General features: G+C 33.3%; 20 protein-coding genes and 1 pseudogene. 9 read left to right on the forward strand and 12 right to left on the reverse strand.

Translation table 11 applies throughout. The features are described 5' to 3' along the window. Window positions 1-95: 95 nt before the first annotated feature. Window positions 96-1013, forward strand: coding sequence for a ketopantoate reductase family protein (locus ACP7AV_RS13140; protein ID WP_426092331.1), 918 nt, complete (start codon window positions 96-98; stop codon window positions 1011-1013). A gap of 14 nt (window positions 1014-1027) precedes the next feature. Here the strand turns inward: ACP7AV_RS13140 and ACP7AV_RS13145 are convergent, their stop codons facing one another. Both ACP7AV_RS13145 and ACP7AV_RS13150 read right to left on the reverse strand, forming a co-directional pair. Then, the gene (locus ACP7AV_RS13145) at window positions 1028-1624 is read right to left on the reverse strand and encodes an RsmD family RNA methyltransferase (protein WP_426063079.1); all 597 of its coding nucleotides are present in this window, start codon (window positions 1622-1624) and stop codon (window positions 1028-1030) included. After that, window positions 1621-2427 carry a DUF3822 family protein gene (locus tag ACP7AV_RS13150; protein WP_426092332.1) on the reverse strand — a complete coding sequence of 269 codons (807 nt, stop codon included), beginning with the start codon at window positions 2425-2427 and terminating at the stop codon, window positions 1621-1623. Before ACP7AV_RS13150 ends, ACP7AV_RS13145 begins: the two co-directional genes overlap by 4 nt. Before the next feature lie 203 nt (window positions 2428-2630). Between ACP7AV_RS13150 and ACP7AV_RS13155 the strand changes: the two genes are divergently transcribed. Next, the gene (locus ACP7AV_RS13155) at window positions 2631-4052 is read left to right on the forward strand and encodes an ATP-dependent DNA helicase (RefSeq protein ID WP_426092333.1); all 1422 of its coding nucleotides are present in this window, start codon (window positions 2631-2633) and stop codon (window positions 4050-4052) included. A gap of 489 nt (window positions 4053-4541) precedes the next feature. On the opposite strand, the gene pgl is transcribed toward ACP7AV_RS13155, so the two are convergent. The 6 genes from pgl to ACP7AV_RS13185 all read right to left on the reverse strand — a co-directional run bounded on the left by pgl (window position 4542) and on the right by ACP7AV_RS13185 (window position 10693). Beyond that, entirely contained in the window at window positions 4542-5255 is a 714-nt protein-coding gene (gene pgl, locus ACP7AV_RS13160; protein ID WP_426092334.1) for a 6-phosphogluconolactonase, read from the reverse strand. Then, entirely contained in the window at window positions 5239-6783 is a 1545-nt protein-coding gene (gene zwf / locus ACP7AV_RS13165) for a glucose-6-phosphate dehydrogenase (RefSeq protein ID WP_426063075.1), read from the reverse strand. Before zwf ends, pgl begins: the two co-directional genes overlap by 17 nt. 17 nt (window positions 6784-6800) lie before the next feature. Beyond that, entirely contained in the window at window positions 6801-8207 is a 1407-nt protein-coding gene (gene gndA / locus ACP7AV_RS13170; protein WP_426092335.1) for an NADP-dependent phosphogluconate dehydrogenase, read from the reverse strand. Window positions 8208-8279: 72 nt separating this feature from the next. Beyond that, window positions 8280-8921: a 3-hexulose-6-phosphate synthase gene (gene hxlA / locus ACP7AV_RS13175; RefSeq protein ID WP_426063073.1), complete on the reverse strand. Its 642-nt coding sequence runs from the start codon at window positions 8919-8921 to the stop codon at window positions 8280-8282. 45 nt (window positions 8922-8966) lie between these two features. After that, entirely contained in the window at window positions 8967-9533 is a 567-nt protein-coding gene (hxlB, locus tag ACP7AV_RS13180; RefSeq protein ID WP_426063072.1) for a 6-phospho-3-hexuloisomerase, read from the reverse strand. 272 nt (window positions 9534-9805) lie between these two features. Beyond that, complete coding sequence (locus ACP7AV_RS13185; RefSeq protein WP_426092336.1) at window positions 9806-10693, reverse strand: AraC family transcriptional regulator; 888 nt, start codon at window positions 10691-10693, stop codon at window positions 9806-9808. An 873-nt stretch (window positions 10694-11566) separates the two neighbouring features. Between ACP7AV_RS13185 and tnpA the strand changes: the two are divergent. Together tnpA and kdsB are read left to right on the forward strand one after the other, a co-directional pair. After that, window positions 11567-12002: pseudogene (tnpA, locus tag ACP7AV_RS13190) on the forward strand (IS200/IS605 family transposase). A 500-nt stretch (window positions 12003-12502) separates the two neighbouring features. Beyond that, window positions 12503-13228 (forward strand): 3-deoxy-manno-octulosonate cytidylyltransferase, encoded by a 726-nt coding sequence (gene kdsB, locus ACP7AV_RS13195; RefSeq protein ID WP_426092337.1) that lies wholly within the window; start codon window positions 12503-12505, stop codon window positions 13226-13228. On the opposite strand, the gene ACP7AV_RS13200 is transcribed toward kdsB, so the two are convergent. Beyond that, complete coding sequence (locus ACP7AV_RS13200) at window positions 13229-13939, reverse strand: potassium channel family protein (protein WP_426063069.1); 711 nt, start codon at window positions 13937-13939, stop codon at window positions 13229-13231. Window positions 13940-14044: 105 nt separating this feature from the next. Beyond that, the gene (locus ACP7AV_RS13205; protein ID WP_426092338.1) at window positions 14045-14710 is read right to left on the reverse strand and encodes a spermidine synthase; all 666 of its coding nucleotides are present in this window, start codon (window positions 14708-14710) and stop codon (window positions 14045-14047) included. A gap of 61 nt (window positions 14711-14771) precedes the next feature. Between ACP7AV_RS13205 and ACP7AV_RS13210 the strand changes: the two genes are divergently transcribed. Further along, window positions 14772-15326, forward strand: coding sequence for a 1-acyl-sn-glycerol-3-phosphate acyltransferase (locus ACP7AV_RS13210; protein ID WP_426092339.1), 555 nt, complete (start codon window positions 14772-14774; stop codon window positions 15324-15326). A 198-nt stretch (window positions 15327-15524) separates the two neighbouring features. Here the strand turns inward: ACP7AV_RS13210 and ACP7AV_RS13215 are convergent, their stop codons facing one another. After that, window positions 15525-16001 (reverse strand): helix-turn-helix domain-containing protein, encoded by a 477-nt coding sequence (locus ACP7AV_RS13215; protein WP_426092340.1) that lies wholly within the window; start codon window positions 15999-16001, stop codon window positions 15525-15527. Between the two features lie 311 nt (window positions 16002-16312). On the opposite strand from ACP7AV_RS13215, the gene ACP7AV_RS13220 reads away from it, so the two are divergent. The 4 genes from ACP7AV_RS13220 (at window position 16313) to ACP7AV_RS13235 (ending at window position 21221) form a co-directional block, all read left to right on the forward strand. Beyond that, window positions 16313-17467: a M14 family metallopeptidase gene (locus ACP7AV_RS13220; RefSeq protein ID WP_426092341.1), complete on the forward strand. Its 1155-nt coding sequence runs from the start codon at window positions 16313-16315 to the stop codon at window positions 17465-17467. Window positions 17468-17543: 76 nt separating this feature from the next. Then, entirely contained in the window at window positions 17544-18023 is a 480-nt protein-coding gene (locus tag ACP7AV_RS13225) for an Lrp/AsnC family transcriptional regulator (protein ID WP_114755272.1), read from the forward strand. Window positions 18024-18109: 86 nt separating this feature from the next. After that, window positions 18110-20695 (forward strand): phosphoenolpyruvate carboxylase, encoded by a 2586-nt coding sequence (locus ACP7AV_RS13230; RefSeq protein ID WP_426092342.1) that lies wholly within the window; start codon window positions 18110-18112, stop codon window positions 20693-20695. Window positions 20696-20705: 10 nt separating this feature from the next. Continuing rightward, window positions 20706-21221 carry a DinB family protein gene (locus tag ACP7AV_RS13235; protein ID WP_426063827.1) on the forward strand — a complete coding sequence of 172 codons (516 nt, stop codon included), beginning with the start codon at window positions 20706-20708 and terminating at the stop codon, window positions 21219-21221. Between the two features lies 1 nt (window position 21222). On the opposite strand, the gene ACP7AV_RS13240 is transcribed toward ACP7AV_RS13235, so the two are convergent. Next, entirely contained in the window at window positions 21223-21699 is a 477-nt protein-coding gene (locus tag ACP7AV_RS13240; RefSeq protein ID WP_426063826.1) for a DNA-deoxyinosine glycosylase, read from the reverse strand. Between the last annotated feature and the right edge of the window lie 4 nt (window positions 21700-21703).

A 21703-nucleotide genomic window follows, 5' to 3' on the forward strand; every position in this document is an offset into this window, starting at 1 on the left:
CAGTTTAGAAGTTTATGTTAAAGATTTTGGTACTTTTAACGATGTTAAGAAAGATAATCAAGACATTCACAAAAGAGTATTACACTTTATTTTTTATGAAAACAAGAATAGGAATTTTAGGATTGGGTGGAGTGGGTGGTTATTTTGGCGGACTATTGGCGAAAGCTTATTTTGAGTCAGATGCAATCGAAATTGTATTTATTGCACGTGGTGAAACTCAAAAAGCAATATCCCACGACGGTTTAAAAATTATTGCTGATACAACCGAAATGATTGTTTTCCCTACTTTGGTGTCGAATAATCCAGATGAAATAGGGAAACTCGATTATCTTATTTGTGCCACTAAAACCTATGATATCGAAACCAGTTTCGGATCTATTAAAAAGTGCATTTCGGCAACGACCATAATTCTGCCTTTATATAATGGCGTAGATGCTGTGGAACGCATTCAAACATTGTTTCCTGAAAATACGGTTTTGCAAGGTTGTGTATATATCGTTTCGATGATTGAATCGCCGGGAATTATCAAGAAAATTGGTTCTTACGAAAAACTATTCTTTGGTTCTAAAACAGCACCAATCTCCAAACTGAAGGAATTACAATCTATTTTTGAAAATGCCGATATCGAAAGTTTTCTTGTAGAAAATATTGAAGAAACGGTTTGGGAAAAATTCATTTTTATTTCAGCTTTGGCTTCAGCGACTTCATATTTGAACCAGAATATTGGTGGAATTTTAAATAATCCTGAAAATAAGGCCGTTTACATTTCATTGTTAAATGAGATCACCGCTGTCGCTGTCGCAAAAGGGTTAGCGCTGCCCAATGATATTGTGGCTCAAACGATTATCAAACTTGAAAAATCGCCACAAGACAATACATCATCTATGCACAGAGATTTATTAGCTGGACATAAAACAGAATTGAATTCGCTAACAAAATATGTGGTAAATGAAGGTTTTAAATATGGTATTGCAACTCCTGTCTATAAAAAAATAGTGGAGAAGCTTTCTTAAAAACTGATCTAAAATTATTCTTCTTCACCGTCGTTTTGGTCTGCTTCGTTTTGAGTATCTTCTTTTTCACCAGAAACTATTTCGAAAAAACTAAAAATTGAACCACCATAACTTTTTTCGAATGAAAAGTGAATCATGTGATCCAGTTTGGTATATTTCGAATGTTCGATTACCATCATTCCGTCTTCATTTAACAATTCTTTTTCAAAAACTAATAATATGATTTTCTCGAAAGTTTTTTGGTCCAAAGCATAAGGCGGATCCGCAAAAATAATATCGTAAGACGTTTTACATCTTTCTAAATACATAAAAACATCACTCTTTGTGGCAGCAATATTAAAATCATATTCGGCAGCGACTTGCTTGATAAATTTCACACAACCAAAATCACCATCAACAGAAGTAATCGGCGTGCTTCCGCGAGAAGCAAATTCGTAACTGATATTTCCGGTTCCTGCGAATAAATCTAATATTTTTAGTCCTTCAAAACTGAAATGATTGTTCAAAACATTGAATAATGCTTCTTTTGACATGTCGGTAGTGGGGCGAACTGGTAGGCCTTTTGGTGGAAAAATGCGTCTTCCTTTGTATTTTCCTGAAATGATTCTCATGAGTTGAAAAGTATAAAATGATTTCTGTTTTCGGCCTCAGAAAAATAATTGTTCCATCGCAAATCTTCCACATCAATTAGGGAAACGTTGCGAATGTATTTGTAAGTGATTTTAAAATAATCACTTTCGATATCAATATTTCCGATTAGTTCCAATGGGAAGTTTTCGGGATTTAAATTCAATTGTTCGGCAGTAAATAATATGTAATATAAGAAATCTTCCGGTGTATTGTAATCAAATGAATTGAAAAGGAGTAGTTTTTGGTTCTGAACTACAATGATTTCAAAATGACCTGTGTTAATATGGACAAACATTTTTTTATCATCCTTATTTTTGGAAGAAACTAAAAGTTTGGAAACCAAAATGCTGTTGGCATGTTTATAATCGAAAGCACCAAATTGGTCAATAAAAAAATTATTGATATTCACATACGGAATGTAAACCGCATTCATTTGATAGTTTGGAATTTGATCAAAAGCGAAAAAATCCGTTTCAAAAACCTTTGTATTGTATTGCAAATAGCTGCCCAAAAAGTTTTCGTCAAATAATGGTTCCGGAACAAAAGTTGAAAGATTGTTATTGTGAATCACCAGAATTTCATCGTAAGAGTCTTTTAATTCCGGATGATTATTGAAAGCATTGGCAAACAAATCTTCAGTTTTTGTGCCTTTATTAAAATTATCAAAAAGCACTTCATTAAATGAAGTTACCGTATTATTCAGCGTATCAAAACAACAAAAAGAAAGTCCTGTCAAGGAAACTTGAATGGAAAGTTTTTTATATTTTTTTTCGACTATGTTCATAATACTATTGCTTTTTTCAACAACGCAAACTTACAAATTTAAAAATCAATAACAATTGCAATGGCAAAATTCAATAGCAATGACAATAGCAATGATAATAGCAATGACAATGGCAAAATTCAATGGCAGTAATTAAAAATTGAAATTGCTATTGACATTAAAATTGAAAAAACATTCTTTACTTTGCAGTCAAATAACACGAAATGAATTCCTCTCTGTTTTATAGTCTTTTACAAAAAAAGTTCCCTTTTCAACCCACGTATAAACAGGATATTTTTTTTCAAAAAATAGCGATTTTTTTAACCGAAACCGACAATAGAACCATTTTTGTTTTAAAAGGATATGCGGGAACGGGAAAAACAACCGTGATTTCTACGATTGTAAATAGTTTATTGGACATTAATAAAAAATATGTTTTGCTAGCGCCAACAGGTCGTGCGGCAAAAGTAATTGCTAATTATTCGAACAAACCTGCTTTTACAATTCATAAAAAAATCTACTTTCCCAAGAAGTCTTCCGGTGGTGGCGTTTCGTTTACATTGCAGCAAAACAAACACAAGAATACGATTTTTATCGTTGATGAAGCCTCTATGATTTCGGACACTAATTCGGATTCTAAGCTGTATGAGAATGGTTCGTTGCTTGATGATTTGATCTCGTATGTATATTCAGGAACGAATTGCAAAATGATTTTACTGGGAGATACCGCTCAGTTGCCACCGGTAAATTTAGATATTAGTCCCGCTTTGGACATTCGCACTTTGGGAATGAATTATGATAAGGAAATTGAGCATATAGAATTGGACGAAGTGATGCGTCAGGAAGAAAATTCTGGAATTTTGCATAATGCTACCGAGCTTCGGGAATTATTGAAAGATTCCTTTATCGATGAATTTAAATTTGATGTCAAAAAATTTAAAGATATTGTGCGGTTGACCGATGGGTATGATATTCAGGATGCCATCAATTCCGCCTACAGCAATTATAGTATAGAAGATACTGCTTTTATTGTTCGTTCCAATAAAAGAGCGAATCAATATAATGAGCAAATCAGAACCAAAATCCTCGATAAAGAAAGCGAACTTTCCACAGGCGATTTCCTGATGGTGGTAAAGAACAATTATTTCTGGTTGAAAGATTCTGATGAAGCCGGATTTATTGCCAATGGTGATATTATCGAAATATTAGAAATTTTCAATATGAAAGAGTTGTATGGCTTTAAGTTTGCCAAAGTAAAAATCCGAATGATTGATTACCCCAATCAGATTCCGTTTGAAACGGTATTACTATTGGATACCATAAAAAGCGAATCGCCGTCGTTGACCTATGAAGAATCAAACAGATTGTATCAGGAGGTGTTGAAAGATTATGAAGGTGAAACCAAATTCAATCAGTTCCAAAAAGTAAAAGCCAACGAATATTTCAATGGCCTGCAAGTGAAATTCTCGTATGCAATTACGTGTCATAAATCACAGGGTGGTCAATGGAATACAGTTTTTATTGAACAACCTTATTTGCCGGACGGAATCAATAGAGATTATATTCGGTGGTTGTATACCGCAATGACCCGAGCTAAAAATAAATTATATTTGATCGGTTTTAAAGATGAGAATTTTGTCGAATGATACAATATTTCTATTCCCGAGGAGAAACAAATTAGCCTCGGATCTTTTAATGATTTAACTGTGATAATAGAAATAAGGTTAACTTAAGGAAATAAATTCTTTTTTGGTGATAAAATCTATCAAAACAAAGTGTTTTTCTTTGATTTTGAGAAAGAAAAAAACTCTGTTATGATGTTTGCTGTTAAATAAATTAAAGGCGAATGTAACGAAATTAGACAGAAAGATAAAGCTCCAAACGACCCGTATTCACAAGCATTGTCTAAAGCTAGGCAGTCTGTAAATTTCTTTTTAATTGGTTGACTGAAAAAAAAATATGTAAAGAGCATGTAAAGTTAGATCCACAATAGGGTTGTTACCGCATCTGTTTGCGAAGATTGCAGCTGCCTTTACAAACTTAAATATTTTATCCCTTTATTCGTGTAATTAAGTTAATTACAAAAATATAGGTTTATTAAATGTGCAGATTTTTTTTAAATATCGAAATTATCTTCATCTGTTCATCGCATCCTGATCAGTTAAAAACAACAATTTTCCGTCTAAAGGTTTAATCAGTTGCGTAGGATATTTTTCAGGATTATAATCGCCATATAAAACTTCGTTTAACGCATGTGCTTTACTTTCTCCGAAAGTTATTACCACAATTTCCTTCGCTTTGTTAATGAAAGGCGCAGTTAGGGTTATTCGGTACATATTTTGCGACTCGAGATAATAGGCCGATACCCATTTATTATTTTCATGCAATACGGCTTCACCGGGAAATAGTGAAGCGGTATGTCCATCATCGCCCATTCCTAATAAGATTAAATCAAATTGTCCATGATCTCCTGTAAAACTCTTTATCAATTTTTCATATTCCAAAGCATATTCCTCCGGTGCAAAACCTTCCTTATACATTGGAAATAGGTTGCTTTTTGGTATGCCAACATGATTTAGCAGGTAGTCCGATGACATTTTCGCGTTGCTGCGTTCATCATCAAGCGCCACCCAGCGTTCGTCACCCCAAAAAATAAAAACATTTTCCCAATCTATCTTGGACTTGTATTTGGGTGTTGCCAAAAGCTTGTAAAGTGATACAGGCGATGAACCGCCGGTAAGCGCTACCAAAAAGCGGCCCCGCTTCTGTATTGCATTTTGTGCCGCAGCTACAAATATATTGGCTGCGTGGGGTGTTATTTTTTCTTTATTATTAAAAATACTTACCATCTGTTACTTCTTTTTCTTTTAATTCTTCGTCATTAAGCGAGTTTGATGCCCATTCATGTCCCTGACGGGCAAGTAATTTATTTGCTTCTTCAGGACCCCAGCCCCCGGCTTCATATTTATACAAACTTGAAAACTTATCGTTTTCCCAAGCTTCCTGAATGGTTGTTACTACATCCCATGCTTCTTCAACCTGGTCTGAACGCATGAATAAAGTAGGGTCTCCAAGCAAAGCATCCAATACTAATGTTTCATAAGCTTCAGGTGATTGAGTGGAACATGAAAAATAATCAAAAACCATCTCTGCAGGTTTTAGCGAAAGTGACAGGCCAGGTTTTTTTGTCATAAACTGCAGCCTAATATCCATTGCTGGCTGAATATTTATAATTAAACGGTTTGGCATCATACCCTCTTTTCCAAAAGAAAAGGTAGAATGGGGTACCGGCTTAAATTGTATTACGATCGAGGATTGTTTTTCCTTCATTCTTTTGCCTGTTCGAACGTAAAAAGGAACACCTTGCCAACGCCAGTTGTCAAGATAAAATTTCATGGCTACAAATGTTTCAGTATTAGAATTGGCCCCAACTCCCTTTTCTTGCAAATATCCCGGTACTGATTTTCCTTTTATTGATGCCTTATCGTATTGACCTCTTACCGTGTAATGTTTTACTTCCTCTGGAGTTATACGTCGTATCGCTTTTAAAACGTCAGCTTTACGGTTTCTGATTTCATCTGCTTGCAATGATGTTGGAGCTTCCATCGCTACCATAGTTAAAATTTGCATTAAGTGATTTTGTATCATATCCCGAAGTGCGCCGGCATCTTCATAAAACCCGCCACGATCTTCAACCCCAACTTCTTCTGCAACAGTAATCTGGACAGAATCAATAAAGTTACGGTTCCAAAGCGGCTCAAACATTGAATTTCCAAAGCGGAAAGCTAGGATATTTTGCACCGTTTCTTTACCCAAATAATGGTCTATTCGGTATATCTGTTCCTCTTTAAAAGTTTTTGATAATAGCTCATTTAGCAGTACTGCAGAACTTTTGTTGTATCCAAAAGGTTTTTCAATAATAATACGGTCCTGTGCAGGATTAGCAGCAAGATCCATTTTCTTTATATTGTTTGTGATTGTTTCAATGAAAGATGGCGCTATTGACAAGTAAAAAAGTCTGTTGGCACGTTCGCCAAAAGACAAATCTATAGCGTCCAACTTTTGTTTTAGTACTTGATATGATTCCTCTTGATCTATATCATTTTGCAAATAATTGATATGAGTAGCAAATTGTTGATAGGCTTCTGTTGAAGCTATTTTATTTCTGGAAAACTCCGTCAGGTTCTCGCTTACATGGTCTCTATATAATGTATCGCTTCTCTCTGCTCTTCCTAACGCTAAGATTTTAAACTTTTCCGGCATGCGACCATCAAGGTAAAGATTATAAAAAGCTGGAAAAAGCTTTCTTTTTGCTAAGTCGCCCGTTGCCCCAAAAACAACAATGATGGTGGGCTTTATAGTATTGACATTATTCATTTTGTTCCATTTAAAATTTAGTCATTCCACTCTGTGTGAAATATACCGTTAGTATCGATACGCTCATAAGTATGTGCCCCGAAGTAGTCGCGCTGCGCCTGTATAAGACTAGTAGGAAGTTTTTCAGATCGGTAAGCATCAAAATAAGCTAAAGAATTCATTAAGCCCGCAATAGGTATCCCTTTTTGAACTGCAAATTGTACCGTAGACCTAATACTGGATTGATTCTCGTTTACGGCCTTTGCAATAGTATCATCGAGCAATATGTTTTTTAGTTCTCCATTTTTGGCGTAAGCCTGGCGGAAATCTTCAAGCACTACAGAACGAATAATACATCCACCACGCCAAATCTTGGCAATGGTTTCAAGGTTCAGGTCATAATTATACTCTTGTGAAGCTTTTGTTAATAATGCTAATCCTTGTGCATAGGTTATTAATATAGAAAAATGTAGAGCTCCTTTTAGTGCTTCTACAGCCGAAGGCAGATCAGTGTTACCTTGTTCTGCATTCCAAACTAATTTCGCGGAAGCTTCAATTCTTTCCGGTTTATTTTTAGACATATTTCGCATTGAAACGGCAGCATCGATAGTGGGAAGCGGTACTTCTAAGTCCATGGCATTTTGGGAAGTCCATTTTCCGGTCCCTTTAGATTTTGCCCAATCGGATATCACATTTATAAGCTTCTGTCCGTCAGTATCTGTTTTTTTTAAAATATGTCCTGTAATTTCAATTAAGTAGGATTGAAGTTCAGTGTTATTCCAGTCTTCAAATACTTTTTGAATTGTAGAATCGTCTAATCCGTAGCCGCGTTTCATAAGATCGTAAACCTCTGAAATAAGCTGCATAATACCGTATTCAATTCCGTTATGAGCCATTTTTACGTAGTTACCCGCAGATCCGTTGCCTAAATATTCGACACAAGGTTCGCCATCCACTTTAGCTGCTATCGATTCAAAAATAGGTCTTAGTCTTTCATAGGCGTCTTTATTACCGCCGGGCATAAGGCTCGGGCCAAATCGCGCTCCTTTTTCACCACCGGAGATACCCATTCCAAAAAAGTGAATTCCTTTGGCTGATAATTCTTTAAATCTACGGTCGGTATCAGTAAAATAGGTATTTCCACCATCGATAATAATGTCTCCTTTATCTAGGTGGGGCAATAGGCTTTGAATGACAGTATCCACAGGCTTTCCTGCAGGTACTAATATCATAATAGCTCTTGGTTGTTTAAGAAGTTCTAAAAACTCTTTTACTTCTGTTGTGGCTTTAATTTGGTGTTGGGGATTAGCTTCCTGTGTTAAGGACAACACTTTTTCCGTATCCAAATCCAAGCCTGCCACAGCATGTTTTTGGTCGGCCATATTTAACAGCAGATTACGACCCATGACCCCTAGGCCAACTATACCAAAATCGAATGTTTTCATAATTAGTATCTAAATTTATTATTGCAAAAAAAGGCTGGAATTTATAAATAAATCCCAGCCTTCATCCATTAATTACGCTACAGTTACACTGTTTATAGCATCTTTTAATGCTTTAGCAGCAGCAGCTGGGTCTTCAGCACCATAAATGGCACCCCCTGCAACAGCTACATCAGCACCAGCAGCTACAACATCTTTGATTGTATCGATGTTAACTCCACCTGCAACAGAAAAGGGAACTTTTGCTAGTCTTCCTTCACTGATTAGTGTTTGTACAGAGTATCCAGCTAATGTTTGTTCGTCAAGACCAGCATGTAACTCTACAAAAGCAACTCCAAATGCAGTTACCTCTTGAGCTCTTTCTACTCTGTTTTTAACTCCAATAGTATCAACTACTACCTTTTTACCGTGTTTTTTTGCAGCTTCAACCGCTCCTTGTATAGTAGCATTATCTACAGCACCCATAACTGTTACTAAATCTGCTCCTGCTAAAAATGCGATCTCTGCTTCTAAGAAACCAGTATCAGCAATTTTCATGTCTGCAAAAATCAATTTGTCAGGGAAAGCGGCTTTCATTGCCGTTACAACTTTAAGGCCTTCTGATTTAATTAGCGGTGTGCCTAATTCTATAATGTCCACGTAAGGTGCTACTTTGTGTGCCAATTCTAATGCTGCTTCTGTAGTAAGTAAATCAATTGCGACTTGTAATTTTGTCATGTCTAAATGTATAAAAAAAATTAATAATAAGTAATATAAAAATCGTTATTCCAGGTTGGCGTGTTTGGGCCATAGTTCTTCTTTCGTTAAACCAGATTCTTGCCATAAGGTCATGAAAACACTTTCTAACACTAATAATGTAAACTGTTCAAAAAGGCTGCCCGCATATTGTTTAGAAACGGAAACACCGAAGTCTGTTTTTGTTGCAGCATTTACTAATATAATAGCGTCTGCCAATACGGCTAATTTGCTTTTTGCATCGGCAGTAATAGCGATAACAGTAGCTTGTTGACTCTTCGCTTTCTCAGCTGATGACAGTACGGAAGCAGTAGTTCCCGAACCCGATGCGAGAAGAAGTAAATCTCCTTTTAAAATAGCAGGTGTATTGGTTTCTCCTACAATGAATACGGTATATCCTACATGCATGAACCGCATTGCTGCCATTTTTAATGCAAGTCCGCTCCGGCCAGCTGCCATAACAAAAATTCGTTTGGCTGCTTTAATTTCGTGAACCAAAACCTTTATTTGTTGAGGATTTATCTGATTTGCCAGTTGTCTATTTTCCTCTAAAATAGCAAGTAGATTATTGTTTGTAAAAGTATCCGTGTTCATTTTGTTTTATTTAAGTAAAGTCATGCGTTCCTTTAAATATTCCAATTCATAGCAATACGAGTGAGTAATTCTAGCATGCTGTTCTCGAGTGTTTTCTTTTGGGTATAGCGTAATTGAAAGTACAGGACACCTTTATTTTCCTCCTAAACAGCATTAAACTAAATAGATAAACTAGAATCGCTTTTAGCAACAGCAATAAGTCTTTTTTAATAGTCTTAATTACTGATGCAAAGATATAGCAACAGGGAGGGTAGGGTGTTATATAAACAAGACTATGCGGTATAAATTTGCGCCAGTCCGTTTTGTAGGTCGGTTGGGGTTTCCTTTAGTTTTGCTTTTACAAATTTATTAAGTGCAGACGGGGAACTGAATCCAAGGTCAAAGGCGATTTCTTTGTGTGAGAGATCCGTAAATAATAATTGTCTTTTAATTTCTATCAGGATTCGGTTGTGGATAGCATTTATAGCCGTTTCGCCAGAATAATTTTTATTTAAAGCATTGAGCTTTTTAGTACTGATAGCCAGTTTTGAGGCGTAGTATTGTACGGTACGCTCGCTTTTATAGTGATGGTTCAAAAGTTTTTTAAAGTCAATATATGTTTGTTGGTTTGGTCCTTGCGCATCATGATGTAGAACAGGATGCTGACCATGAATGGATTCTATAAGTCCTAAAAGGAAAATTTTGATATAAAAACGCGCCTGTTCTTTTTTGACAAGGCTGGGGGCGTTGTAAATATCCTGTATGTTTTTTATAATTGGAAGCACTTGTTCAAATTCAAGGCTAGATAGTGCCGTACAATTTAGATGTGCCGATAGGTTAACATTATAAGCACTGAGCTCATTTTTTAATATATCCGAACAAAACAATACTTCTTCAAATAATATAATTTTACCTGTCAAATCAGTACTCAGATTAGACAAAAAGTGAATTTGATCCGGAAATATAACGGCTATTTTTCCTGAATTTAATAAATATATTTTGTCTTCAATGTGTACTTTACTAGTTCCAGACTCTACTAGTATAATACAAAAATGATCTTTTTTATGTGGTTTCAAATAATCTTGTAGACTTGCCGTCCCGAGGTCAAAAACTCGGAATGACAAATTTTTATCATCCGTTTTTTGAATATTTTTCTTGATCTCTAACCTCTTTAAATGCATAGAATATTTTTTTATATAAGTGCATATCGCGCTTAAATTACCAACTCTAATCAATCAAGTTTATAAAAATTTCATGTGCCGTAATACTCGCAACGATAATTTAGTAAATTCAATATAATTATTTTTCTGCTTACATTTCGTTACTATATTTATAATCAAGGTTTAATATCAGAAAAAAGAAGTGGCAATGAATTTGCGTAAAACAGTAATTCACAAAGATACACTTTTCTTAATTTTACGGGAATAATTGAGTCTAAAATTAAGCTACAACTTGATTTATTGCCGTTCTTAAGTTATTAATAAGGAATTATATTTTACACCTTATTTGGAAAAATAACCTCATTGATCACTCGATTCCAGCGTAAATGGACTACCGGTTATCAGATAAATGTAATGGTTCATTGTTATCATTAAAACAAAAAATAACAATGGGGAACTAGAAAGTCAGAGGTAAAAAGTGAATCAAGAACAAGCATTCTGATAAAAAATAATTTAAATTCGAATTGTATCTGACTTTTGTTTTTTTAGGTAAAAAAAATAGTAAAAAAGTTTAATTTAACTATAATAAAATTTGATTTTTAATAATTTAATCTTTTGAAAAAGAACATATTTCAGCAGTTTTTTATTTCATTTCGTGGTTTCACGACGTTTCAAAAATAAATTTTTTTAGGGTATAATTCGATCGAGGAATTCCTTTGTAATGGGTTTTTGCAGTAAGGAAACCACATTTAGATCTTTACAAACTCGGGCAATATCAAGATCGTCAATTGTGTTTGAAACAGTAACTACTTTAGATTTATTGGTCCTAAAAAAATTAAAACTATGCACTTTCGTGCTTTTCGCTATTAACTTCTAAAAATGTACATCTGAAATATGGATTTTCAAAGAACAAATAAACATAAAGTATCAAGTTTAACCGTTCATATCGTTTGGTCCATAAAGTATAAGTATAGAGTTTTGCAAGGGGATATTAAAATGCGATGGAACTATTTTGATACAAATATGTGAAGGGGAAGGCGTTCAGCTATTAAAAGAAGTAGTGTCAAAAGATCATGTCCAAATGCTTATTGAATATCGACTTTCCCAAGATGTAAGCACTTTGGTTAAATTATTGAAAGGGCGTTCTTAATGAAAACTACAAATTGAATTCCTACATCTAAAAAAAAGATATTGGGGTAGTCATTTTTAGTCTGTATGTTTTGGATGTTGGAGTACGAGTAATTTTACAGATGTAATGGTATATCAATATTTGGAACATCACAGAAACCCGCATGAGAATTATAATGACAACTTTATAATTAAATACTAACAACCGTGCAGACTTTACGACTACTAACCAAATTTATGGATCTACAGTCCGAAGTGGTTTATTTAATTAAAAGAGAATATTTTTTTTACGATTAAATTTTGGCTAGACTATTAAGACAGCTACATTTTTCGATTCTCTATTTTTCGATTGGTGCAGATAGCAACGAATATGAATTGATAAATAGATCGCAGTGTTTGATTTACTTGAAGGTTATTTTAAATTCATCAATTCGTATCGTTTTTAGGCGAGGTAGCATTGATTATTTATAAATAGAACTATTTCTGAAAGCTTGTACTTTGTTAATTATTTTTTATTTTATGATTTTTAGCGATATTTAAAATAGTTGCAGTTTTATGATCATAAATGGTTTTTTCGGATTTTTTTTAAGAATAAAAATAAAAAATGAATTCGTAACAGAATAAATGGATGAAGACCGAACGCATTTATTAGTAAAATAAAAAAATCATATTACCTTAGCGCTTTAGCAATTCCGTATAAAAATGAAAATAATATCAGTTATTCCCGCCCGTTACGCTTCGACACGATTTCCCGCCAAACTGATGCAGGATTTGGGAGGTAAAACGGTTATTTTAAGAACTTATGAAGCCGCCGTAAACACGCAATTATTTGACGATGTTTTTGTGGTAACGGATTCGGATTTAATTTATAACGAAATAATTTCTCACAACGGAAAAGCCATCAAAAGTATTAAAGAACACGAATCAGGAAGTGATCGAATTGCAGAAGCAGTCGAAAATATGGACGTTGATATTGTAATTAATGTGCAAGGAGATGAACCGTTTATTGATTCGGAACCTTTGGCAAAAGTCATTGCAGTTTTTAGAAATGATTTGGACAAAAAAGTAGATTTGGCTTCCTTGATGCGTGAAATTACAAATGAAGACGACATCAACAATCCCAATAATGTAAAAGTGGTTGTGGATCAAAATGGATTCGCTTTGTACTTTTCGCGTTCGGTAATTCCGTATCCAAGAGAGAAAAATGTGGGCGTACGATACATGCAACATATCGGGATTTATGCTTTTAGAAAACAAGCCTTATTAGATTTTTACAGTTTGCCTATGCAATCTTTGGAAGCATCCGAAAAACTGGAACAATTGCGTTACCTAGAATTTGGAAAACGAATAAAAATGGTGGAAACAACTCATATTGGAATCGGAATTGACACTCCGGAAGATTTAGAAAAAGCCATGAAAATGCTGTAATTATTCTAGATTATCGTGATCGAAATAGCCTTTCGTTTTTACTTTGGTGGAAAAGAAATTCAAGAAAAGTACAATAAAAAACAGAAACAATAAGGCTTGTGTAGTTACTAGAAATTTCCCAATTGTGGTGATAGGATAAAAATCACCATAACCAATAGATGAGGATGTTACGATACTAAAGTAAACTGCATCAAACCAATGAAAAAACGGTTTGTTCATGTAGCTTTCAATTGAATAAAAAACGGCATAAGCAAATGCAATCTCTAAATAATTAAAGAAAAGCAACAACATTGATCTCTTGTACGAACGTGGTTTTGAAAATAAATCAGAAGCAAAAATTAATGTAGGAATGTAAAAAACAGTTTCCAAAAATACATAAACAAGAATCCAAATGAGCCATATATGGCTTTGCCAATGATTTACTAAAATCACTATCGGAAAAACCACTTTGAGTAAAACATAGAAATCCAAAGCTAAAACCTGATATTCGACTCCTTTTTTACTGGCCCAATATTTAATGTAAATTCCGGGAAAAAGCAATTGGGAGCAAGCAAGGATCAAACGCACTATTTTTTCAATTCCATTGTCTTCCTGATGTTCATTATTCCAAATGGATTGAATATTTTGTATTCGTTTTTGAACCGGATTAAATTTTGGTTGAAAACCCTGTGACGTTTTCCCTAGAAGCAGTTTTTTTACAATTTTTTTCATTGTATCAGAATATTAAATAACGCTATGTAAGAGTACAAAATTATTGTGTTTCTTCAAGACTATTGGATTGCAAATTTTCAGAAAGAACATTTCATGGTTCATTATTTAATTTAATTTTTCGATTACAATCAATTCATTATGAATTTCAACTCTAGGTATGGTTTTTATTTGAAATTGACTTATAAAAAAGTCGGAGACGTATTTTTTATTCCTTAGATTTTGACTTTCATTCAGCAACATTGTATTGAAAAGGATAAAACCATAATTTTTTAATAGCGAACAAACTCTTTTGGTGAAAAAAGTTTCAAATAAAAAATTGGGCATTTTGGTATCTTGGAAAATATCAATAATAATTAAATCGTATTTGGTTTTAGTTTTCAAAACAAATTCGAAAGCATCATCAATTACAATTTCAAGATTTTTCACTTCATCTAATTTAAAATAGGTGTTGGCTATTTTAATTATTTCGGGGTCAATTTCAACTCCGGTAATTTTTCCTTTGTATTTTATTTCATCAACCAATGTTTTGATAACGCTTCCGCCGGCAACTCCCAAAACTAAAATATGATTCATTGGAACTATTTTTTCATAACCAATGTTTTTTAATCCTAACCGCAAAATACGTTGTAAACTGCCGTAAGAATAATTGGCATTTTCAGAATCCAAAACTAGTTCTCCATTAGTCCAAGTCACTTCAATCGATTTACTTAAGACAGATTTCGTTTCATAAATTTTAATTGGAATGAGATAACTGAATATTTTTTTAATCATTAGAGCTGGTTTTACCCAAAAATAAGATTTAAATAATTTATTTTGTCCGAAATAAGAAAGAATGAAGAAACAATTTTACAAATGGATATTTTTCAGGCTCATGGGTTGGAAAATAGTTGGTGGTATTGATGCAAATATTAAAAAATGTGTGATTATGGTTATGCCGCATACGAGTGCGCACGATTTTTATCTGGGAATTTTTATCAGAGGAATAACCGAATTAGAAATGAACTGGGTTGGCAAAAAGGAATTGTTTCGTTTTCCTTTCGGATTTTATTTTAGATATATGGGCGGAGAACCACTGGATCGTTCAGGAGGTTTGAACAAAGTCGATTCTATTGCGGCTATTTTTCAAAAAAAAGAAATTTTTCGTTTGGCTGTTGCTCCTGAAGGAACTCGTAAAAAAGTTACCAAACTTAAAACAGGATTTTATTATATCGCTTTGAAAGCAAATGTTCCTATAATTCCGATCACATTTGATTTTGGAAGAAAAGAAGTGAATTTAGGAAATCCAGTTTTACCCCTAGGTGATATCGAAAGTGATATGGTTATTTTGAAGAAACATTACGAAGGTGTAAAAGGCAAAATCCGGGAAAACGGATATTCATTTGAATAAATGTTACATTATTAAAAAAAAAAGAAATAAAGTTGGATACGCTTACAGTTATCCAACGGCTTCAGCTGATTTTGCTCCAATGAATGTAAGAGCCGAAGCAGGTTTAACTTTAGTTTTTGTTCTTAGGAAATAGAATCGTCTTTAAATTTAAAATAGTAAATAACCCCAATTTAGAAATCTGAATTGGAGTTATTTTTTTTAATCGGGAACATAACTTTTAAAAGTTCCATTTTTGTAAAAAATTACGATTTTATCGATGGCACCAGAATATGATTCTTTTGCGCTATTTTGATTTTCTGTTTTTTTTGTTTCGAATGCTGGAATCGGATTTGGGCTTTTTATTTCCGAAAATAAATTCTCAGGAATTATTTCAGTATTCGGTGGAGTAGGAATATTTTGTTTTCCAATGTACTCAACACTTTTTTCTTTTGCATCTAACTGCTTTAAATTTTTTGGAAAAGTTCCTTTTCCATTCAAAATCCAATACAAATCTACATCAGGAAAAACATCTAATATTTTAAGGATAAAGTCCAAACTGGGTTTGTTTCTTCCTGACAGCAGGTGAGACAAACTGGAGCGCTGCACTCCAATTCTGTCCGCAAAAGAAGAAGCATTCAAGCTGTAGTAATCCAGTATAATTTCTAATCTTTTTATAAAATCTTCTATGTTTACCATTGTGAATTAGTATTAAAAATAAACTATTTACAAATGTAATTATAATAGCTTGAAATACCTAAATTACAACTGTAAATTTATTTTAATTGATGTATTTTATTAAAGTATTTAAAAAGGTGAGAATATTTAAAACACTGATAAATAGATATTTAAATAATATATTATAAATTGATAACATTTGTTAATTATAGGATGCTAAGTCAATACGACTTACTGCGGATAAGTGTTTACATCTTTGAAATATTTTGCATTTAACTAGTTTACAAATGTAAATATAAAGATGTTTACTTTTGTAAATCAAATAAAACAGCATGAATTTAGAGCAATTATTCAGTCAACATAGTGAAGAAACTATCCACGGTCGTTATATTACTTTAGAATCGATTGAGCCACTACTTCAAAAATTAAACAGCAACAATCAACTTAAAATTATTGGGAAATCAGTTCTAGGAAAATTTATTTATTCGTACCAAATAGGAGATGGTAAAATTAAAATTTTACTGTGGTCGCAAATGCACGGAAATGAAAGTACTACAACGAAAGCTTTATTTGACTTTTTGAATGTGTTGGAGAGTGGTTCTAGATTGGCACAAATATTATTAAAGTCATTTACTTTTTACACCATTCCAATGTTGAATCCTGATGGTGCCAAGTTATATACTAGAGAAAATGCCAACAAAGTAGATTTAAATCGCGATTCGAATGAGCTCACACAGCCAGAAAGTAAGCTATTAAGAGCAGTTTTTGAATCATTTAAACCAGATTATTGCTTTAATCTTCATGATCAGCGTACGATTTTTGGCGTAAGCGATACCGGGAAACCGGCTACATTGTCATTTTTAGCTCCTTCTTACAACGAAGAACGGGAGATAAACGACTCCCGATTGAAAGCCATCAATTTGATTGCGAGTATAAACGAGGTCCTTCAAGAATATTTACCTAATCAAATTGGACGTTTTGATGATTCTTTTAATATCAACTGCATTGGAGATAAATTTCAATATTTGGGAGTTCCGACGTTATTGTTCGAAGCAGGTCATTTTCCGAACGATTATGAAAGAGAGAAAACCCGTAAATATGTTTTTATGGCGTTAATTTCGAGTTTCACTACACTTAGCGAAAACGTTATAGTTAGCAACGGAATTAACAAATATTTGAATATTCCTCAAAATAAAGTCGTTTTTTATGATTTTATGTATAAAAACATCAAAATAAATTATGATGGTATCGAAATAATCACCAATTTTGCAGCACAATACAAAGAAGAGTTGATTGAAAATCAGATTTGTTTTAATGCAAATGTTTCACAAATAGGCGATTTAGAAAATTATTTTGGTCATTTTGAATATGACGCTGAAGGTGCGTTATACAAAGATAATTTTGAGTCGATTCCTAAATTAAACCAAAAAGCTGATTTTTATTTAGATAATGACATAAAATTTGTTAACGGAATGATAAAAATATAATATTTACGTCTTTTTGTTGTTTTTATGTATAATTTTATACTTTGTTATAGTAATTAATAATGTTAATTTAAGAATTATGAGTAAATTTCGTTTAGATGAAGTAGATCACCAGATTTTAGATATGTTGATAGACAATACAAGAGTTCCATTTACGGATATTGCAAAAAAATTATTGATTTCAGCAGGAACTGTGCATGTCAGAGTAAAAAAAATGGAAGATGCCGGAATTATTATGGGATCTTCATTAGTTCTTGATTATGATAAATTGGGATACTCATTTATCGCTTATGTCGGTGTTTTTCTTAATAACACTTCTCAAACAAAATTTGTTTTAGAACGTATCAACGAAATTCCATTTGTAACGGTAGCTTCAGTTACTACTGGGAAATTTAATATTTTTTGTAAAATTAGAGCTAAAGATACTAAACATGCAAAAGATGTTATCTTTATGATTGATGATATTGAAGGCGTTTACAGAACCGAAACGATGATCTCACTTGAGGAAAGCATAAATGACAAGAAGCGCTTGATGCACACTATTTTCAAAAATATGTAATTATCTTGAATGCGATATATAGATACCTCAAGTTTACTCTTGGGGTTTTTTTGTGACAAATTAACTAAACCAACTACAACTAAATTATGTACACATTACCTAAAATTGAACGTTTCAATCAAGACGTTCTCTCTAAATACCATATTTACAATAGCGTTTTTATCACATTGCCGTTTCATTCGATAGACAACACCGGAGCTTTACTTCCTTTGTTTACAGACATTTGTGAGACGGGATTTAAAAAGCAAGAAACTCCGAAAGAAATTGTTGATTTTTTTGCTAAAAGGTATTTACATGATCCTTCAGAAACAGAGAAAATTGATATCATGTTTCGTTTTATTCAATACATCGAACGTCAGATTGTATTGTTTGATGCCATTGAAGATGCCGCTTTTCCAGTTGTTAATAATATGGAAGGACGAGGTTCCTTAAGAGATATCAAGGAAAAATCAGATGCGAAAGATAAAGAAGAGGAGTTGATTGATTTTTTGGAGGATTTCAATGTAAGGACTGTTTTGACCGCTCATCCTACACAATTTTACCCCGGTGCAGTTCTTGGAATCATTAATGATTTGACAGAAGCGATTCGAAAAAATGACTTACTTAATATTAAGCAATTGCTGGCTCAATTAGGTAAAACTCCTTTTATTCAAAACGAAAAACCCAACCCTTTTGATGAAGCAGTAAGTTTGATTTGGTATCTCGAAAATGTATTTTACCAAACTTCCGGCGAGATGGTGCAGTATTTACAAAAGAATATTTTCAACGGTAATTCCATAAAGAATCCATTGATTAAACTTGGATTTTGGCCTGGAGGTGACCGTGATGGAAATCCATTTGTGACTACCGAAATAACGCTGAAAGTAGCGGAACGCTTGCGAACTTCTATTTTGAAATGTTATTACATCGAAATCAGGAATTTAAAAAGAAAGCTAACCTTCTCAGGAGTAAATACTTTAGTGACTGAACTGGAACAAAAACTTTATAGGTCTGTATTTTATTCCAAAGGAGAAATTTTTATTACTTTAGATGAGTTCAAAGCACAATTAAATAAAATTAAACAAATAGTTATCGACCAGCATCAATCTTTATATTTAGATGAATTGGACGCACTATTGATAAAAGTAAATTTATTTGGATTTCATTTTGCTTCCTTGGACATACGTCAGAACAGTAAGATTCATGATACTGTGTTCAGAGATATAGTGGGTTTTTATTTAAAAACGGATGCCTCTGTTTTTCCTGAAAACTATTTTGAATTATCAGAGGAAGATAAATTTAAAGTATTATCAAATACTAACGGAAATCTTGATGCTGCTGTATTTGCAAATGAAATAACTCGTTTGACAATCGAATCGATTCACGCGATAAAAACAATTCAGGAAAAAAATGGTGAATTTGGTGCAAACCGATACATAATTAGTAACAATGAAAGCGCGCTTAATGTAATGGAGACTTTTGCATTATTCCGTTTAAGTAATTGGGAAAATCCTCCCGTTGATATTATTCCGCTTTTCGAATCAATTGATGATTTGCAGAATGCGCATGAAATCATGGAGAAATTGTATACAAATCCCACTTATTCAGCGCATTTGGCGAATAGAAACAATAAGCAAACGATAATGCTTGGTTTCTCTGACGGAACAAAAGATGGAGGGTATTTAATGGCGAATTGGAGTATTTATAAGGCGAAAGAAGAACTCACTGCAATCTCCAGAAAATATGGCGTAAAAGCAATTTTCTTTGATGGTCGTGGAGGCCCGCCCGCACGTGGAGGCGGAAAAACACATAAATTCTATGCTTCTTTGGGTCCAAATATTGAAAACAATGAAATTCAGGTTACAGTGCAAGGACAGACTATTAGCTCGAATTTTGGAACCTTAGATTCATGTCGATATAACTTAGAGAATTTGTTAAGTGCCGGTGTGACAAATCAAGTTTTTAATAAAGGGGAAAACGAATTGACTTTGGACGAAAAAAATATATTAGATCAATTGGCAGGTTTTGGTTATGAAAAGTATTTAAGTTTTAAAAATCATCCTAAATTTATTCCTTATTTGGAACAAATGAGCACGTTGAAATATTATGCTAAAACGAATATTGGAAGCCGACCATCCAAAAGAAGCAAATCAGAAAATTTAGATTTTGCTGATTTACGTGCGATTCCTTTTGTGGGTTCCTGGAGTCAATTGAAGCAAAATGTCCCTGGATTTTTTGGAGTAGGTACTGCCTTGAAGCATTTTGAAGAAACAAATCAATGGGATAAAGTTCAGAATTTATATGATAATTCTATGTTCTTTAAAACCTTGTTAGAAAACAGTATGATGTCATTAGCAAAATCATTTTTTCCATTAACAGCTTACATGAAAAAAGACCCTCAATTTGGTGCTTTTTGGCAAATTATTTACGACGAGTTTTTAGAAACAAAACGATTGCTTTTGAAAATCGCAGGTCATAAAGAGCTTATGGAAAACTATCCTGATGGTAAAGCATCGATACAAATAAGAGAACGTATAGTATTGCCATTGTTGACTATACAACAATATGCATTACTTCGTATTAATGAATTAAATAAAGAGGATAAACCAGATGATGCTTTAATAAAAGTGTACGAAAAAATTGTTACCCGTTCCCTTTTCGGAAATACAAATGCCAGTAGAAACTCCGCTTAAAAGATAAAAAATGAAGTCAACACAATTACCAGTAAACGAATATGCATCTTTTTATGCTCCTTATATAAATGCTTTAGGAGAAGTAAATTTGATGGAAGAATTAGAAATTTCATTGCATGATTTTATCCGTTTTGTTCAAAATATTCCAATGGATAAGTTTGATTACCGATATGCGGAAGGGAAGTGGAATATCAAAGAGATTATTCAACATGTAATCGATACCGAGCGCATTTTTGCGTATCGTGCTTTACGAATTTCCAGAAACGATGTAACACCTTTACCAGGTTTTGATGAAAATTATTATGTGGCGAATACTGAAGCTGCCAATAGAAGTATTCAGGATTTGCTAACTGAATTTTCTGCCGTGCGACATTCGAATTTGTTTCTTTTTAAAAGTTTATCAGATGAACAATTTAGGAGGATTGGAATCGCTTCGAATGCAGCTGTATCAGTTCGTGCGATTGGTTTTATTATGATGGGACATCAGAAACACCATCAAAAAGTTTTCGAAGAAAGGTATTTATAATTTATTGAAAACCGGCCGACCAGATTTTTAGTTTGTTTTCAAAAGTCATTGTATTTGCGGGACTAGTGGAAGGCATCACATAATACGTGATGCCTTTTATTTGTCCAAATTTTTTTAGAAAGAATTTATGACTTTCTTTTCCGTTAAAAACAATGGTTGTAATTCCGGGAAATTTTTTGAAAAATGTTTTAAAATCATTTTCTTTATGATTTTTAATGTGAATGTCCAAACTTCCTTTTCTTTCACAATTTTCTAATACATCCCAAAGTCCAATGTTATTTGTTTGAAGCAATTGTATTTTTTCTTCGAAAACTGCAGCTATTGGTAAATTATCCAAGAGCGTGTACATTATTTTCCAGAAGTGATTTCTTTTGTGCGCATAATATTCCTGTTTTTCGAGTGATGCGATGCCAGGCATTGTTCCTAAAATCAAAATCTCGGTTTTGGAATTTACAAAAGGAGGAAAGGATTGTATCATATAA

It is taken from the genome of Flavobacterium sp. DSR3-2, from assembly GCF_049896525.1.
In the GTDB taxonomy this organism is placed as follows: Bacteria; Bacteroidota; Bacteroidia; order Flavobacteriales; family Flavobacteriaceae; genus Flavobacterium.